We start from the raw sequence: 17,206 nt of genomic DNA, 5'->3' as shown, positions 1-17,206 counted from the left end.
TCACAGGAACCATTTCTATGAATGCGCCATTTACATATGCATCACCGACTCTTAGCGTTGAGGCTCTCAAGCACTCTATTGCCTATAAGCTGATGTTCACGATTGGGAAAGATCCGGCCATTGCCAACAAACATGAGTGGCTGAACGCCACGCTGTTTGCGGTGCGTGACCGCATGGTGGAGCGCTGGTTGCGCTCCAACCGCGCACAACTTTCTCAGGAAACGCGACAGGTTTATTACCTGTCGATGGAGTTTTTGATTGGCCGCACCCTTTCCAACGCGCTGTTATCCCTCGGCATCTATGAAGATGTCAAAAACGCGCTGGAAGGGATGGGGTTAGACCTTGAAGAGTTGATCGACGAAGAAAACGACCCTGGGCTCGGCAACGGCGGCTTAGGCCGACTGGCGGCCTGCTTCCTGGATTCCCTTGCTACCCTTGGTTTGCCGGGGCGTGGCTATGGTATTCGTTACGACTACGGCATGTTCCGCCAGAACATTGTCGATGGTCGCCAGAAAGAATCGCCGGATTACTGGCTGGAATACGGTAACCCATGGGAGTTCGAACGTCATAACACCCGCTACAAAGTGCGCTTTGGTGGCCGTATCCAGCAGGAAGGCAAAAAGAGCCGCTGGGTCGAAACCGAAGAAATCATCGCCGAAGCCTACGACCAAATCATTCCTGGCTACGACACCGACGCGACCAATACGCTGCGTCTGTGGAGCGCCCAGGCGAGCAGTGAAATCAACCTCGGTAAATTTAACCAGGGCGATTACTTCGCGGCGGTGGAAGACAAAAACCACTCGGAAAACGTCTCACGCGTTCTCTACCCGGATGACTCCACCTATTCGGGCCGCGAGCTGCGTCTGCGTCAGGAGTATTTCCTGGTCTCCTCAACCATTCAGGATATTTTAAGCCGCCACTACCAACTGCATAAAACCTATGCCAACCTGGCGGATAAAATCGCGATTCACCTCAACGACACCCACCCGGTGCTGTCGATCCCTGAGCTGATGCGCCTGTTAATTGATGAGCACAAATTCAGCTGGGATGACGCGTTTGAGGTGACCTGCCAGGTCTTCTCTTACACCAACCACACGCTGATGAGCGAAGCGCTGGAAACCTGGCCGGTCGACATGCTGGGTAAAATTCTGCCGCGTCACCTGCAAATCATCTTTGAAATCAACGACTACTTCCTCAAAACCCTGCAGGAGCAATACCCGCAGGATATGGGGCTGCTGAGTCGTACGTCTATTATTGATGAGTCCAACGGTCGCCGCGTGCGGATGGCCTGGCTGGCAGTGGTGGTCAGTCACAAGGTTAATGGCGTGTCTGAACTGCACTCCAACCTGATGGTGCAATCACTGTTTGCCGATTTCGCCAGTATCTTCCCGATGCGTTTTACCAACGTAACTAACGGCGTCACGCCGCGTCGCTGGCTGGCGCTGGCGAATCCGCCATTGTCAGAGGTCCTGGATGAGAACATTGGTCGTACCTGGCGCACCGATCTCAGCCAGCTCAGCGACCTTGAACAGCACATTGATTACCCGACGGTGAAACAGGCCGTGCATCGCGCCAAGCTGGAAAACAAAAAACGGCTGGCGGCGGCGATTGCCCAACACCTGAACGTGGTGGTCAACCCGAATGCGCTGTTTGATGTACAGATTAAGCGTATCCACGAGTACAAACGTCAGTTAATGAATGTGCTACATGTGATCACCCGATACAACCGTATCAAAGCTGACCCGACGGCGGAGTGGGTGCCGCGTGTGAATATCTTTGCCGGGAAAGCAGCATCGGCGTACTACATGGCGAAGCACATCATTCACCTGATCAACGATGTGGCCAATGTGATCAACAACGATCCGCAAATTGGCGATAAGCTGAAAGTGGTGTTTGTGCCGAACTACAGCGTCAGTCTGGCGCAGGTGATCATTCCGGCGGCCGATCTCTCCGAGCAGATTTCACTGGCAGGAACAGAAGCTTCCGGCACCAGTAATATGAAGTTTGCCCTGAACGGCGCGCTCACCATCGGCACGCTGGACGGCGCAAACGTCGAGATGCAGGAGAAAGTGGGCGAAGAGAATATCTTCATCTTCGGCAACACCGCAGAAGAAGTGGAAGCGCTGCGCCGTAACGGTTACAAACCGCGTGATTACTACGAGCAGGACGAAGAGTTGCATCAGGTGCTGACGCAAATCGGCAGTGGGCTGTTTAGCCCGGAAGAGCCGGGGCGCTATCGCGACCTGGTTGACTCTCTGATCAACTTTGGCGACCACTATCAGGTGCTGGCGGATTACCGTAGCTATATCGACACCCAGGATAAAGTCGATGAGCTCTACCGTAACCCGGAAGAGTGGACCACTAAAGCGATGCTCAATATTGCCAATATGGGGTATTTCTCCTCTGACCGCACCATTCAGGAATATGCCAAACATATCTGGCATATTGACCCGGTGAGGTTGTAATACCTAAAAAATGCGAAGGGGCCGGAAGGCCCCTTCAATGTATTAATTAACCGTCACCCGGCGGTATTCTCATCAAGACGCCAGCGACAGTTCACGCTTTCCCGCGTTTTGCAGCAGCCATTGCGCCACGCGTGACTGCTGTTCGGCGTTCAGCCACATCCCCTGCTTGGTCCTGCGCCACAGCGCGTCATCGGCGCGGCGTACCCATTCATGCTCAACCAGGTAACGCAGTTCAGCTTCATAAAACTCATGACCGAAATCTTCGCCTAAATCAGCCACACTTTTCGCCTGACCCAGTAACAGCTCGCTGTTGCTGCCGTAGGTGCGGGCGAAATGACGCGCCAGCGATTCGCTGATAAACGGATAGCGGCGGCGCAGGGTAGCCGCGTAGTCATCACGGTCACCGTTGATGTCGCCGCCGGGCAGCGTTGCACCTTTGGTCCATGCCGGGCCGATATTTTTGTAATACGGCGCCAGTTTCTCCAGCGCGTGCTCTGCCAGCTTGCGATAGGTGGTGAGCTTCCCGCCGAACACCGACAGCAGCGGGGCCTGGTTATCGACGTCATGAACGTCCAGCGTGTAGTCGCGGGTAATGGCCTGCGGTGAGTCAGATTCGTCATCGCACAGCGGACGTACGCCGGAATAAGTCCAGACGATGTCGTCGCGCCCCAGCTGTTTTTTGAAGTGCGCGTTATAGACCTTCAGCAGATAACTGATTTCCCCTTCGTCGATTTCGACATTCTTCGGATCGCCGTGATACTCCTGGTCGGTGGTACCGATAATCGAAAACTCATCCATCCACGGGATTACGAACACAATACGCTTATCTTCGTTTTGCAGGATGTATGCCTGCTTCTGAGTATGCACGCGCGGCACCACAATGTGGCTGCCTTTGATCAGGCGGATGCCGTAAGGCGAGGGAAGATGCATGCCGTCATCGAAGAACTGTTTCACCCACGGGCCGGTGGCGTTGACCAGGCCACGCGCCTGCCAGGTGTATTTTTTGCCGGTATCGATGTCTTCCGCTTCCACAATCCACAGGCCATTCTCACGACGCGCGGAGGTGGCACGGGTGCGAGTCAGTACCTCACCACCTTTACGCGCCACCATTTGCGCGTTGGCTAATACCAGGCGAGCATCATCGACCCAGCAGTCGGAATATTCGAATCCGCGCACGATTTCAGGTTTGAGGACCGATTCTGCGCCAAAACGCAAACCCGCTGAGCTCGGCAGACTGGTGCGTTTACCCAGGTGATCGTACATAAACAAACCAATACGGATCATCCAGGCTGGACGCAGATGCGGGCGATGCGGCAGACGAAAACGCATCGGGAAAGCGATATGAGGTGCCATTTTTAACAGCACTTCACGTTCGGCGAGCGCTTCGCTCACCAGGCGGAATTCATAGTGTTCAAGGTAGCGCAGGCCGCCGTGGATGAGCTTAGAACTGGCGCTGGAGGTGGCGCATGCCAGATCCTGCGCTTCCAGCATCAAAACGGATAATCCGCGCCCGGCGGCATCCGCTGCGATCCCTGCGCCGTTGATCCCGCCACCTATCACAATCAGATCTTTGGTTTCCATGCTCGCTACCTCGTTCACTTTCGTTATAGCTCAATAATGCTCGATAACGAAAATAATAGCAAATAAACGCGCGTTCGGTAACATCAAAAAAACAATTTACAGTGATGTGTGTAACATATTGGCGTTTCACTGCCGTCAGGACGTACACTTGGCGGTAAAATGGCGTGAGTTCGCCCACCTGCAATAAAGAGAAGAGAAACCATGGAACAGTTTGTGTGTATCAATGTAGAAGAAGCGCACCAGAAGTTACGCCAGCAGACCGCCGTGCTGGTCGATATTCGTGACCCGCAGAGTTATGCGCTGGGCCACACACCGGGTGCGTTTCATCTGACCAACGATACGCTGGGCGCATTTATGCGCGACAACGATTTTGACACGCCGGTGATGGTGATGTGCTATCACGGCAACAGCAGCAAAGGCGCAGCGCAATATCTGCTACAGCAGGGCTACGATGAAGTCTACAGCGTGGACGGCGGCTTCGACGCCTGGCATCGCCACTTCCCGGCAGAGGTTGAACACATCGCGCTTTAGGCATTTGAATGCGATGTTATACTGTCCCCCTTTGTGTGGAATAAGCGACCCTCTGCATGTTGATGATCACCTCTTTTACTAACCCGCGCGTCGCCCAGGCCTTTGTGGACTATATGGCGACGCAGGGTATTATCCTGACAATACAACAACATACTCAGAGTGATGTCTGGCTCGCAGATGAAAGTCAGGCAGAACGTGTGCGCGCCGAGCTGACCCGCTTTCTGGAAAACCCGGCAGATCCGCGTTATCTGGCGGCGAGCTGGCAATCGGGCCACACCAACAGTGGGCTGCACTATCGTCGTTTCCCGTTCCTCGAAACGCTGAAAGCCAATGCCGGTCCGGTGACCATGGCGGTGATGATCGCCTGTATTCTGGTTTTCGTCCTGATGAATGTGGTGGGCGATCAGGCCGTGATGATGTGGCTGGCCTGGCCCTATGACAGCTCGGTGCAGTTTGAAGCCTGGCGCTACTTTAGCCACGCGCTCATGCATTTCTCGGTGCTGCATATTCTGTTTAACCTGCTGTGGTGGTGGTATCTCGGTGGGGCGGTGGAGAAACGCATCGGCAGCGGTAAACTGGTAGTGATCACCGCGATCAGTGCGCTGTTGAGCGGTTTTATCCAGCACCAGTTTAGTGGCCCATGGTTTGGTGGGCTGTCTGGCGTGGTGTATGCGCTGATGGGTTACGTCTGGCTGCGTGGCGAGCGCGATCCGGACAGCGGTATTTACCTGCAGCGTGGGTTGATTATCTTTTCGTTGGTCTGGCTGGTTGCCGGTTGGTTTGATCTTTTTGGCATGTCGATTGCCAATGGCGCACATGTTACCGGCCTGGTGGTCGGTCTGGCGATGGCGTTTGTCGATACGCTAAATGCGCGAAAGCGCGCGTAATTTTTTCAGGGACTCACCATGAAACAAACACAACGTCATGACGCGATAATTGAGCTGGTCAAATTGCAGGGCTATGTCAGCACTGAAGAGCTGGTAGAGCACTTTTCCGTTAGCCCACAAACCATCCGCCGCGACCTGAACGACCTGGCGGAGCAGAAGATGATCCTGCGCCACCACGGCGGCGCGGCGTTACCGTCAAGTTCGGTAAATGCCTCGTGGCACGACCGAAAATCGACGCAGACGGCGGAGAAAGAGCGCATTGCCCGTAAGGTGGCCAGCGAAATCCCGAACGGCTCTACGCTGTTTATCGATATCGGCACCACACCGGAAGCGGTCGCCCACGCCCTGCTAAATCATAGTGACCTGCGTATCGTCACCAATAACCTCAACGTGGCTAATACGCTGATGGTGAAGGAAGATTTTCGCATCATCCTCGCGGGCGGTGAATTGCGCAGCCGTGACGGCGGGATTATCGGTGAAGCGACACTCGATTTTATCTCTCAGTTCCGCCTCGATTTCGGCATTCTGGGGATCAGCGGCATCGACAGCGACGGTTCGCTGCTTGAGTTTGATTACCATGAAGTGCGCACCAAGCGCGCCATCATTGAGAACTCGCGTCATGTGATGCTGGTGGTTGACCATTCTAAGTTTGGCCGTAACGCGATGGTGAATATGGGCAGTATCAGCATGGTGGATGCAGTCTACACAGATGTGTTGCCGCCGGATGGGGTAATGAAGGTGATTGCCGAACATAACATCCAGCTGGAGTTGTGTCGGGAGTAGCGGTGAGAAGTGCCGGATGGCGGCTGCGCCTTATCCGGCCTACAGAGTGCTTGTAGGCCGGATAAGCGAAGCGCCATCCGGCATTCGTTACATCTGGAACTGCCCTTTGCTCAGGTCAGTCACGATGGCATTCATTTTGTCTTCCGTCAGCTGATAGTAGCGAATGGAAATCGCGGTAATCAGATAGAAGATAGCCGGTAACACGGTAAACAGAATCAGTACGCCGCGAATCGCTTCGGCGGATTGATGCTCCACGCCAGCCTGATAGCCGTAGAAAGCCAGGCCCCAGCCCGTCAGTGCGCCACCAATTGCCACGCCCAGTTTGATGATAAAAATATTCGCTGCGACGTTCATACCGGTAATACGACGCTGAGTCTTCCATTCGCCGTAGTTGTTGGCATCGGTGATCATTGACCATTGCAGCGGCGCGTTAATGCCCTGCAATACGTTCAGAATAATGTGAACGATAAATGCCGGGATCCAGTATTCCGTTGGCAACACGAGGAACAGCAAGCCAATTAAGGCACTCAGAATGTTTACCCACACGGAAGCGCGGATTTTGCACACTTTTGAACCCAATGGTTTTGCGGCCAGGCTTCCGACCACCGCAGCAACCGTTGTCGCCAGCATAAACATGGAAATAACGCTGCTACCCTGATTCAGGATATATTGCACGAAATAAACCAGTAAGCTGCCGCGCACAACGACGCCACACAACATCGCCAGGTTATAAACCGACAGAATCCACCACTGATCGTTTTTCGCCAGGATTTTCACGTCGCGCAGAATATTCAGGTTCTCTTCTTTCACCGGTTCAATACGTTCTTTGGTGGTCAGGAAGCAGATCAGGAACATAATGCAGCCAATGACACCAAATATCCCCATCGCCCACTGCATACCGCTTGCGCGATCGCCTGGTGCAAGGAAGTCTGCCAGCGGAAGAATCAGCGCCGTACCCATTGCACCGCCAATAGGTGCGATGGCGAAGCGCCAGGATTGCAGGGAGAGGTTTTCAGACGGATCGGCAGTAATGGCCGCACCCAGTGAGCAGTAAGGAATATTAATCGCGGTATACATTAGCGTCATAAATATATAGGCGATGACGGCGTAAATGATTTTTCCTGTCTGATCAAAGTCTGGCGTGGAATAAACTAAAATGCAGCTCACGGCAAACGGTACGCAGATAATTAACAGCCACGGACGAAAACGCCCCCAGCGGCTTTTTGTCTGGTCCGCAATTGCGCCCATGATAGGGTCGGTAATGGCGTCCAGGACTCTGACAACTAAAAATAATGTCCCCATTACCGCCGGGGGTAAGCCATAAATATTTGTGTAGAAGTACGCCAGAATAGCAACAGAGGAATCGAAAACAATATGGCTTGCGGCATCGCCCAAACCAAATCCAAACTTCTCTTTAGCACTGACTTTTTCGGTTAATGCCGACATATAATCACCCTTTTATAACGTGCCAACTCGCAGCAGTAGTTATAAAAGGTGAGGCGGGGAAGAAATATTCTAATTTTTCACTTCTGATTTATGTTTCTTCTCTAATGTGACGTAGCTATCTCTTCTTAATTAGAAGTATCAATATACAATATATTTTGGTGATAATAATTTACCACCAAAATATATATTAAACGCCATATCCCATCATTTTCAGCAGCTGTTGCGCGTGCTGTACCGCATCCTGACGATGTGCCACGCCCAGTTTCTGGTACAGATTACGGATATGCGTCTTGATGGTCGTGGCGGCCACGTCCAGTTCACCGGCAATCTGTTCATTGCTGTAACCCGAGTAGATAAGCCCCAGCACCTGCCATTCACGCTGTGTGAGCGGGCTGGTGCGGATGAGCTCCGGCACTTCCGGGTGATTCAGCAGACGTTCGACGAAGTTCTCATCAAAGTGCGCGAACTTATGCCGATGATGCTGATTGATTTCACGCAGAATGCGCTGAGCGCGATGCTGATCGAGTTCCGGCAGTGTGTTGAGCTGAATAAGCTGACGCAACTGCTGCGCCATCGCTTCGCCCTCAATCACAAAGTGGCTGATAAACCCGGTGCGGTTGGCCAGCGTCAGCGCTTCCAGCAGTACGCGCTGGGCTTCGTTTTTCCGCCCTGCCTGCCAGTACAGTTGATTCAACAACAGCAGGTTACGGTTGAGATCGCTCATCAGACGCAGCGAACGCGCATTTTCGTTCAACTCTTCCAGCACCATTTCAGCGGCATCAAATTCGCCGAGCAGGATCTGCACGCGGGCGATGTTGCGCCACTGGCTTTGCAGGAAGTGGTTGTTGGCGAATGCCGGTTTTGGCGTATGGCGCAACCAGTTGGCGGCGGATTTTTTGTCGCCAACCATTTGCCAGTAAATTACCCGCACTTTATCGGCGTTAGAGACCCAGTCGCTGTGATACGGGCCATTCCCGAGTAAATTTTCCAGACGGTTCAGGTGGCTGCGGGCATTGTCGAGATCGCCGCGCGCCAGAGAGCATTGTACCAGCAGCGCCAGGCACTGAAGCTGCTGCTGCGGCTGATAGTTTACCAGCACGTCCATGCCGGTACGCGCAGTGGCTTCGGCTTCATCCAGACGTGCCCACGCCCACAGCAACTGCGCGCGAATGCGCAGCAGGAACTCGTGCATTGGCAACTGTTCGAGATGCTGATCGCGGATCAGCTGGAACGCTTTTTCCTGGCACTCCCAGGCGGCCTGCAAAAAGCCCTGGGCAAACAGAATTTCACTTTGTTGGATCAGGCTCCACAGGGCGTAATGCCAGACATCATGACGGCGCGCCATCTGCTCCGTTTGCTGCATCACCGACAGCGACTGCCCCAGTTGCCCTTTGCAGTGAAGCACTTCGCCGTGCACGGAGGTGGCGACGATACGGCTGTAGAAGCTTGCCAGCGGCAGCTCATCAAGGGCAACCATCGCCAGACGTTCCGCTTCTTCCGGGTCGCCATCGTTAATTGCCACCTGCGCGCGCAGGGCATTGAAATCGCCATGCAGGGCTTTGTCCATCTCGAAGTCCATCTCCTGTTCGGCACGCGCCAATAGGGTGTTAACTTCGCTATAGCGATGCTGGCTCTGCATCAGCCATGCCTGTAACAGTACCAGACGCGGGTTTTCCAGCAGGCTTTCCCACGGCAGGGCGGAGAGCGACTCTTCCAGCAGCGCGAGTTTGCTGTGATGGAACAGACCCCAGGCGTGATTCAGCAGAATATCGCGCAGCATTTTGGGGTCGCCCGCCGCAAGCGCGTGATGAATCGCCTCGCTCGGGAAGCCTTGCGCCATCCAGCTTTCGGCGGCGGCGCGATGAATATCGGGTAACTCTGTCGCCAGTTCCCACTGACAGCGCTGGCGCAGGAAGCTACAGAACAGCGGGTGATAGTTAAACCATTCACCGGAGTCATCCATGCGTTGCAGGAACAGCCCCTGACGCTCAATCTCTTCCAGCCGCATCTGGCCGTTTTCTTCGCCGGTCACGCGCACAATGAGCGCGTCGTTCATCGAGCGCAGCAGCGAACTTTTCAGCAGGAAATTACGCGTTGCAGGCTCCACGTTATCCAGCACTTCATCGACCAGATAATCGGACAGATGGCTGGCGTTAATGCCGGAGAGACGGCGGGCGGAGTGCTGCGTGGCATTATTGCGCTGACGCGCCGACAGGGCGATCAGCTGTAACGCCGTCGCCCAACCGGCAACGTCGTCACACAGACGGCCACTCTCCGCAAGCTCGATAGGCGAGGTGAGGCGGCAGTCGAAGAATTGTTTGGTTTCACAATGGTTAAAGGCCAGCTGTTGGCTGCCGATTTCCAGCAGTTGATCGCGCACGCGCAGGTTGGCGATACCCAACTGCGGCAAATTACGCGACAGGACAACCAGCGTCAGGTTTTCCGGCTGATGGCGCAGGAAAAAGCGCATGGCGTCGTGGATCACCGGATTGGTGATCAGATGATAATCGTCAATCACCAGATACAGCGGTTTCTGCCACTCGCTCAGCTCGACAAAAAGCTGAGAAAACAGCGATGACAGGCTCGCATACTGGCGTTTTTGCACCATGTTTTCACTGGCGCTGCAATGGCCGCCCGTCGCCTGCTGAATCGCGGCGATAAGGTAGCTGGCGAACCGTTCCTGCTGGTTATCCCCTTCATCAAGGGAGTACCAACCCAGTTCGTTTTTTCCCGCCGCCCACTGTGAAATGAGCGTCGTCTTGCCATAACCTGCAGGGCTGGTGATCAGCGCCAGACGATAATTGTTCGCGCCTGAAAGCTTCGCCAGCAGCCGTTCCCGAATCACTGTGTGTTCAAGACGGACGGGTCGACTTAATTTTGACGGAATCAACATAGCAATCACTTCACTGTGAGGAGAGAAAAATATTTTTTTTAGGGCTCGTAATTAATCAATACAAAGGTCGGCCAAATGACAATTTATTGCAAGTTATGTCCGGTTTTGATGTCTGCGAATTTGCACTCTGTCACAATTCTACTTATTGCCCATTTGAATTACGGAGACCGGTTGCAGGGCGCGTGGTGACTGGGTTTGTCAAAAAGAGTAAAACTCTGAAAAAGCGACAAAGGGCATGGGGTTAATTAAACAACTATTAAATTTATAGTCAGCTGCGCTATTTGCATCATGGATCATCTTATTTTCATTTCAGGTTATTTCATCAGCGTAACTATTTCCTTGCGGCCATAAATTAGGAAAAACACCATTTCATTTTTATGACATACCGCGCGGATATCTTCGTTCTGATAACTGAAACTGCCGCCAGGCAGAATGGATGGCCGCCTGATGCTGGGTAAAATTTGCGCAAATCAGGAATTAGTGAATCATGTAATAGTGTCTGCGATCACATTTTTCGCTCATCCCTGCGACTCCTCCCCGCCTAATCCGGGACGGGATGAGGAAGACACCCAGTCAGCCAGGCAAACTATCACTAACGTTTATGTAAAAAGGACTCGAATTCCCTATGTCACAGCCAACCTTCAATAAAGAACTGTTTCAGGCTGCCCTGACGCGTCAGTGGCAACGATTTGGTTTACAGGCTGCTTCTGAGATGACCTCTCACCAGTGGTGGCAGGCTGTGAGCGGTGCGCTGGCAGAAATGCTGTCCGCTCAGCCCGTGGCGAAACCGGCGAAGGATCAACGCCACGTGAACTACATTTCGATGGAGTTTCTGATTGGTCGTCTGACTGGCAACAACCTGCTGAACCTCGGCTGGTATGAGGGCGTGAGCGATGCGCTCAAGCCGTTCGATATTCATCTGACCGACCTGCTGGAAGAAGAAACGGACCCGGCGTTGGGTAACGGTGGCCTGGGGCGTCTGGCGGCCTGCTTCCTCGACTCCATGGCGACCGTGGGTCAGTCGGCGACGGGCTATGGCCTGAACTATCAATATGGCTTATTCCGTCAGTCCTTTGCCGATGGTCAGCAGATGGAAGCGCCGGATGACTGGCAGCGCGGTAGCTACCCGTGGTTCCGCCACAACGCGGCGCTGGATGTGCTGGTCGGTATTGGCGGAAAAGTCAGCAAAGAGGGTCACTGGACCCCGGCATTTGAAATCACCGGTGAAGCCTGGGACCTGCCGGTACTCGGCTACCGTAACGGCATCGCACAGCCGCTGCGCCTGTGGCAGGCGAAGCACGCGCATCCGTTTAACCTGACCAAATTCAACGACGGCGACTTCCTGCGTGCAGAACAGCAGGGCATCGACGCCGAAAAACTGACGAAAGTACTCTACCCGAACGACAACCATACGGCGGGTAAAAAACTGCGCCTGATGCAGCAATACTTCCAGTGCGCCTGTTCAGTGGCGGATATTCTGCGTCGTCATCATCTGGCGGGCCGCAAACTGCATGAACTGGCGAATTTCGAAGTCATTCAGCTTAACGATACACACCCAACGATCGCCATTCCGGAACTGCTGCGCGTGCTGATTGATGAGCACCAGCTGAGCTGGGATGACGCCTGGGCTATCACCAGCAAAACATTCGCCTACACCAACCACACCCTGATGCCGGAAGCGCTCGAGTGCTGGGATGAAAAACTGATTAAAGCGCTGCTGCCGCGCCATATGCAGATCATCAACGAAATCAATGCGCGCTTTAAAAAGCTGGTTGATAAAACCTGGCCGGGCGACAAAGCCGTATGGGCGAAACTGGCTGTGGTACACGACAAACGGGTGCGCATGGCGAACATGTGCGTGGTCAGCGGCTTTGCGGTGAACGGCGTCGCCGCGCTGCACTCCGACCTGGTGGTGAAAGATCTGTTCCCGGAATATCACCAGCTGTGGCCGAACAAATTCCACAACGTCACCAACGGTATTACGCCGCGTCGCTGGATCAAACAGTGCAACCCGGCACTGGCTGCGTTGCTTGATAAGTCGCTGAAGAAAGAGTGGGCGAACGATCTCGACCAGTTGATCAACCTCGAGAAATTCGCCGATGACGCGAAATTCCGCCAGACATACCGCGAGATCAAACAGGCCAACAAAGAGCGCCTGGCTGAGTTCGTGAAAGCGCGTACCGGCATTGAAATCAATACTCAGGCGATTTTTGATATCCAAATCAAGCGCCTGCATGAATACAAACGTCAGCACCTGAACCTGCTGCACATTCTGGCACTGTATAAAGAGATCCGCGAGAACCCGCAGGCAGACCGCGTACCGCGCGTATTCCTGTTCGGTGCGAAAGCAGCGCCGGGCTATTACCTGGCGAAGAACATCATCTTCGCGATTAACAAGGTGGCAGAAGCCGTCAACAACGATCCGAAAGTGGGCGACAAGCTGAAAGTGGTCTTCCTGCCGGATTACTGTGTGTCGGCGGCGGAAAAACTGATCCCGGCGGCGGATGTCTCCGAACAGATCTCTACCGCAGGCAAAGAAGCGTCTGGTACCGGCAACATGAAGCTGGCGCTGAACGGTGCGTTGACCGTCGGTACGCTGGACGGTGCGAACGTGGAAATCGCGGAAGTGGTCGGCGATGAAAACATCTTCATCTTCGGTAACACCGTTGAACAGGTGAAGGCGCTGAAAGCGAAAGGTTACGATCCGCTGAAATGGCGTAAGAAAGACAAACTGCTGGACGCGGTGCTCAAAGAGCTGGAGAGCGGTAAATACAGCGATGGTGACAAACACGCGTTCGACCAGATGCTGCACAGCCTGCTGAAAGGCGGCGACCCGTACCTGGTGCTGGCCGATTTTGAAGCCTACGTGGCAGCGCAGAAACAGGTCGATGTGCTGTATCGCGATCAGGAAGCGTGGACTCGCGCCACTATCCTGAACACCGCGCGCTGCGGCATGTTTAGCTCCGATCGCTCCATTCGCGATTATCAGAAACGTATCTGGCAGGCAAAACGCTAAGGACAGGCCTATGGAAAGCAAACGCCTCGACAATGCCGCGCTGGCGGCGGGGATCAGCCCCAACTATATCAATGCGCACGGTAAACCGCAGTCTATCGGTGCTGACACCAAACGGCGTTTGCTGGACGCAATGCACGCTACCGCCACGAAAGTGGCGGTGACGCCCGTCCCGAACGTCATGGTCTGGACGCATGGCAAAAAAATGGCCCTGACGGTTGAAGGTAGCGGTGAGTTTCACTGGCTGCTGACCACCGAAGAGGGCAAGCAATATCAGGGGGAGGCGACAGGAGGCAAAAACCTGGCGCTGCCCGCGCGTCTGCCTGAGGGCTATCACTCCCTTACGCTGACCCAGTCTGATGAACGCTGGCACTGCCGGGTGATTGTCGCCCCGGAACGCTGCTATGAACCGCTGGCGTTGAAAGAGAAAGAAAAACTGTGGGGCGCCTGCGTGCAGCTCTACACCCTGCGTTCTGAAAAGAACTGGGGAATTGGCGACTTTGGCGACCTGAAGGCGATGCTGCCGGAAATCGCCAAACGCGGCGGGGCGTTTATCGGCCTCAACCCGATTCACGCGCTCTATCCGGCGAATCCGGAAAGTGCCAGCCCGTACAGCCCGTCTTCACGCCGCTGGCTGAATGTGATTTATATCGATGTCAATGCGGTGGAGGATTTCCAGCACAGCGAAGAAGCGCAGGCCTGGTGGAAAAAACCGGCCACGCAGAAAGCGTTGAAAGCCGCCTGCGATGCGGTCTGGGTTGACTACACGGCGGTTACAGAACTGAAAATGACCGCGCTGCGTATGGCGTGGAAGCGTTTTGCTAAACGCGATGACGCGCAGATGACCCAGTTCCGCAACTTTGTGGAACGTGAAGGTGAAAGCCTTTACTGGCAGGCGGCGTATGATGCGCTGCATGCCAACCAGGTGAAAATCGACAAACTGCGCTGGGGCTGGCCTGCCTGGCCGAAAGCGTATCAGGATGTCGATAGCCCGGAAGTGCGTGCGTTCTGCGCGCAGCATGCCGATGAAGTCGATTTCTACCTTTGGCTGCAATGGCTGGCGTACACCCAGTTTGCGGCCTGCTGGCAGGAAAGCCAGCAACATGACATGCCGATTGGCCTTTATCGCGACCTCGCCGTGGGCGTGGCGGAAGGCGGCGCGGAAACCTGGTGTGACCGCGAGCTTTACTGCCTGAAAGCGTCAGTAGGCGCACCGCCGGATATCCTCGGGCCGCTGGGGCAAAACTGGGGCCTGCCGCCGATGGACCCGCACATCATTACCGCGCGTGCCTACGAGCCGTTTATCGACCTGCTGCGCGCGAACATGAAAAACTGCGGCGCGCTGCGTATCGACCACGTGATGTCCGTGCTGCGTCTGTGGTGGATACCGTACGGTGAAACGGCGGACCACGGCGCGTACGTGCATTATCCGGTGGACGATCTGCTGTCGATTCTGGCGCTGGAGAGTAAACGCCATCGCTGCATGGTGATTGGCGAAGATCTCGGTACCGTACCGGTGGAGATTGTCGGCAAACTGCGCAAGAGCGGAGTTTACTCATACAAAGTGCTCTACTTCGAAAATGACAGCGACAAAACCTTCCGTGCGCCAAAAGCGTATCCGGAGCAATCCATGGCGGTCGCCACCACCCATGACCTGCCGACGCTGCGCGGTTACTGGGAAAGCGGTGACCTGACGCTGGGTCGGGCGCTGGGGCTTTATCCTGACGAAGTGGTGTTACGTGGTTTGTACCAGGATCGCGAACTGGCGAAGCAGGGCTTGCTGGATGCGCTGCACAAATATGGCGTGCTGCCAAAACGTGCCGGGCATAAAGCCAGCCTGATGAGCATGACCGACACGCTTAATCGCGGTATGCAGCGTTATATCGCTGACAGCAACAGCGCACTGCTGGGGCTGCAACCGGAAGACTGGCTGAATATGGAAGAGCCGGTCAATATCCCCGGTACCAGCGATCAGTACAAAAACTGGCGTCGTAAGCTGACCACCAGTCTTGAGCAGATGTTTGCCGATGAACGGGTGAATAAGCTGATTAAGGACCTGGATAAGCGGCGCAAAGCGGCAGGTAAGAAGAAGTAAAAAAAAGAACCCGCCAGATGGCGGGTTCTTTTTGTGTCGGATGACGGTTTACACTTAAACAACCATTCCCAGCAGCAGACAACCAACCAGACCACACACGGAGATGATGGTTTCCAGCATCGACCAGGACTTGATGGTCTCGCCGATAGTCAGGTTGAAGTACTCTTTGAACAGCCAGAAACCTGGATCGTTCACGTGAGAGAAGATAACGCTGCCGGAACCAACCGCGATAACCATCAGCTCTGGGCTCACGCCAGTAGTGGCAATCAGCGGGGCCGCGATACCACCGGCAGTGATGGCTGCAACGGTTGCAGAACCCAGCGCGATACGCAGCACGGCGGCAATAGACCAGGCCATCAGCAGCGGAGAAACGTTGGAGCCATGCATCATTGACGCGATGTATTTGTCCACGCCGCTATCAACCAGAACCTGCTTAAACGCACCGCCACCGCCAATGATCAACAGCATCATGGCAATGATTTTGATGGAAGAGGTCAGCGTATCGTTCACCTGGTCCATGTTACGACCACGGTTCAGGCCGAACGTGAACACGGCAATCAGTACGGCAATCAGCGTAGCCATTACCGGGTCGCCGAAGAATTCAGCGTACGGCAGCACCGCGTGGCCTTTCGGCAGCACCATTTCTGCAATGGCGCGCAGGGCCATCAGGATAACTGGAACCAGAGCTGTCCAAACGCTCACGCCGAAAGAAGGCATTTCTTCTTCGGTGAAGGTTTTCGGGTTGTGCAGACCTTCCGGAATGGGTTTGTCGATGCTTTTCAGGCAGCGCGCATAAACCGGACCTGCCAGAATCACAGTCGGGATTGCCAGCAGCGTACCGTACAGCAGGGTTTTACCCATGTCTGCGTGGAAGATGGTTGCAATCGCGGTCGGGCCCGGGTGCGGCGGCAGGAAGCCGTGCGTAACGGACAGCGCGGCAGCCATCGGTACACCGATATACAGCAGCGGAATACGCGCGGAAGCGGCGATGGTGAAGACCAGCGGCAGCAACAGAACGAAACCAACCTCATAGAACAGGGCAAAACCGACGGTGAAACCGGTCAGAACCACTGCCCACTGAATGTTTTTGCGGCCGAACTTTTCGATAAGCGTGGTGGCGATACGCTGAGCACCGCCGCAGTCTGCCAGCAGTTTACCGAGCATTGCGCCGAAGCCCATAATCAGCGCAAGGCTGCCCAGGGTTCCACCTACACCGTTTTTGATAGAGACGATGACTTTGTCGAGCGGCATACCCTGCATCAACCCGACGGCGAGCGCCACCAGGATAAGGGCAATAAAGCCGTTCATTTTAAAACGGATCATCAGCAGTAATAACAGGATAACCCCGATAGCTACTATGACTAATGGCATGATGCACCTGGCCTTTAATTTATATGGGTAACGTCATTGTTTCAGTGACAACGTCCAATTGTCCCCTGGAGAGGGTGGACACACTTCATTGCGTCGGAATCTCACTTTTGCCTGCTAAAGGATAGCTGGCTATTGATTTGC

The 17,206-nt window shown here is 54.5% G+C and carries 10 protein-coding genes; 6 read left to right on the top strand and 4 right to left on the bottom strand.

The annotated features are described in order from the left end of the window. Positions 1 to 17 precede the first annotated feature (17 nt). A complete protein-coding gene (gene glgP / locus ACWWFX_RS04820) occupies positions 18 to 2,465 on the top strand; it encodes a glycogen phosphorylase (protein ID WP_276218784.1) in 2,448 nt (815 codons plus the stop codon). A 72-nt stretch (positions 2,466 to 2,537) separates the two neighbouring features. Here glgP and glpD read toward each other — a convergent pair whose 3' ends face one another. Then, complete coding sequence (gene glpD, locus ACWWFX_RS04815; protein WP_276218773.1) at positions 2,538 to 4,046, bottom strand: glycerol-3-phosphate dehydrogenase; 1,509 nt, start codon at positions 4,044 to 4,046, stop codon at positions 2,538 to 2,540. 201 nt (positions 4,047 to 4,247) lie between these two features. Here glpD and glpE point away from each other — a divergent pair, with 201 nt between their 5' ends. From glpE to ACWWFX_RS04800, 3 genes are read left to right on the top strand one after another with little or no spacing between them, the layout of a single operon-like run. Continuing rightward, positions 4,248 to 4,577 carry a thiosulfate sulfurtransferase GlpE gene (gene glpE / locus ACWWFX_RS04810; protein WP_015962658.1) on the top strand — a complete coding sequence of 110 codons (330 nt, stop codon included), beginning with the start codon at positions 4,248 to 4,250 and terminating at the stop codon, positions 4,575 to 4,577. Positions 4,578 to 4,633: 56 nt separating this feature from the next. Then, entirely contained in the window at positions 4,634 to 5,464 is an 831-nt protein-coding gene (gene glpG, locus ACWWFX_RS04805) for a rhomboid family intramembrane serine protease GlpG (protein WP_276218770.1), read from the top strand. A gap of 18 nt (positions 5,465 to 5,482) precedes the next feature. After that, entirely contained in the window at positions 5,483 to 6,247 is a 765-nt protein-coding gene (locus ACWWFX_RS04800; RefSeq protein WP_231826021.1) for a DeoR/GlpR family transcriptional regulator, read from the top strand. 87 nt (positions 6,248 to 6,334) lie between these two features. Here ACWWFX_RS04800 and ACWWFX_RS04795 read toward each other — a convergent pair whose 3' ends face one another. Together ACWWFX_RS04795 and malT are read right to left on the bottom strand one after the other, a co-directional pair. Then, entirely contained in the window at positions 6,335 to 7,693 is a 1,359-nt protein-coding gene (locus tag ACWWFX_RS04795; RefSeq protein ID WP_276218767.1) for a glycoside-pentoside-hexuronide (GPH):cation symporter, read from the bottom strand. A 187-nt stretch (positions 7,694 to 7,880) separates the two neighbouring features. Continuing rightward, positions 7,881 to 10,586 carry an HTH-type transcriptional regulator MalT gene (gene malT / locus ACWWFX_RS04790; protein WP_473223331.1) on the bottom strand — a complete coding sequence of 902 codons (2,706 nt, stop codon included), beginning with the start codon at positions 10,584 to 10,586 and terminating at the stop codon, positions 7,881 to 7,883. Between the two features lie 625 nt (positions 10,587 to 11,211). Here malT and malP point away from each other — a divergent pair. Both malP and malQ read left to right on the top strand, forming a co-directional pair. After that, positions 11,212 to 13,602, top strand: a complete 2,391-nt coding sequence (gene malP / locus ACWWFX_RS04785) for a maltodextrin phosphorylase (protein WP_473223330.1) — start codon at positions 11,212 to 11,214, stop codon at positions 13,600 to 13,602. A 10-nt stretch (positions 13,603 to 13,612) separates the two neighbouring features. Then, positions 13,613 to 15,694: a 4-alpha-glucanotransferase gene (malQ, locus tag ACWWFX_RS04780; RefSeq protein WP_473223329.1), complete on the top strand. Its 2,082-nt coding sequence runs from the start codon at positions 13,613 to 13,615 to the stop codon at positions 15,692 to 15,694. Between the two features lie 54 nt (positions 15,695 to 15,748). Here malQ and gntT read toward each other — a convergent pair whose 3' ends face one another. Then, complete coding sequence (gntT, locus tag ACWWFX_RS04775) at positions 15,749 to 17,065, bottom strand: gluconate transporter (protein ID WP_149464137.1); 1,317 nt, start codon at positions 17,063 to 17,065, stop codon at positions 15,749 to 15,751. Between the last annotated feature and the right edge of the window lie 141 nt (positions 17,066 to 17,206).

This window comes from Pseudocitrobacter sp. 2023LY-00077, from assembly GCF_055796175.1.
This window is presented reverse-complemented; position numbering and strand designations above follow the sequence as displayed.

What these genes read in the sequence shown, in the direction of transcription:
- glgP (WP_276218784.1), top strand. Translation starts at nt 18, where the DNA reads ATGAATGCGCCATTTACATATGCATCACCGACTCTTAGCGTTGAGGCT.
- malQ (WP_473223329.1), top strand. Translation starts at nt 13,613, where the DNA reads ATGGAAAGCAAACGCCTCGACAATGCCGCGCTGGCGGCGGGGATCAGC.
- gntT (WP_149464137.1), bottom strand. Translation starts at nt 17,065, where the DNA reads ATGCCATTAGTCATAGTAGCTATCGGGGTTATCCTGTTATTACTGCTG.
- ACWWFX_RS04800 (WP_231826021.1), top strand. Translation starts at nt 5,483, where the DNA reads ATGAAACAAACACAACGTCATGACGCGATAATTGAGCTGGTCAAATTG.
- malT (WP_473223331.1), bottom strand. Translation starts at nt 10,586, where the DNA reads ATGTTGATTCCGTCAAAATTAAGTCGACCCGTCCGTCTTGAACACACA.
- glpD (WP_276218773.1), bottom strand. Translation starts at nt 4,046, where the DNA reads ATGGAAACCAAAGATCTGATTGTGATAGGTGGCGGGATCAACGGCGCA.
- glpE (WP_015962658.1), top strand. Translation starts at nt 4,248, where the DNA reads ATGGAACAGTTTGTGTGTATCAATGTAGAAGAAGCGCACCAGAAGTTA.
- glpG (WP_276218770.1), top strand. Translation starts at nt 4,634, where the DNA reads ATGTTGATGATCACCTCTTTTACTAACCCGCGCGTCGCCCAGGCCTTT.
- ACWWFX_RS04795 (WP_276218767.1), bottom strand. Translation starts at nt 7,693, where the DNA reads ATGTCGGCATTAACCGAAAAAGTCAGTGCTAAAGAGAAGTTTGGATTT.
- malP (WP_473223330.1), top strand. Translation starts at nt 11,212, where the DNA reads ATGTCACAGCCAACCTTCAATAAAGAACTGTTTCAGGCTGCCCTGACG.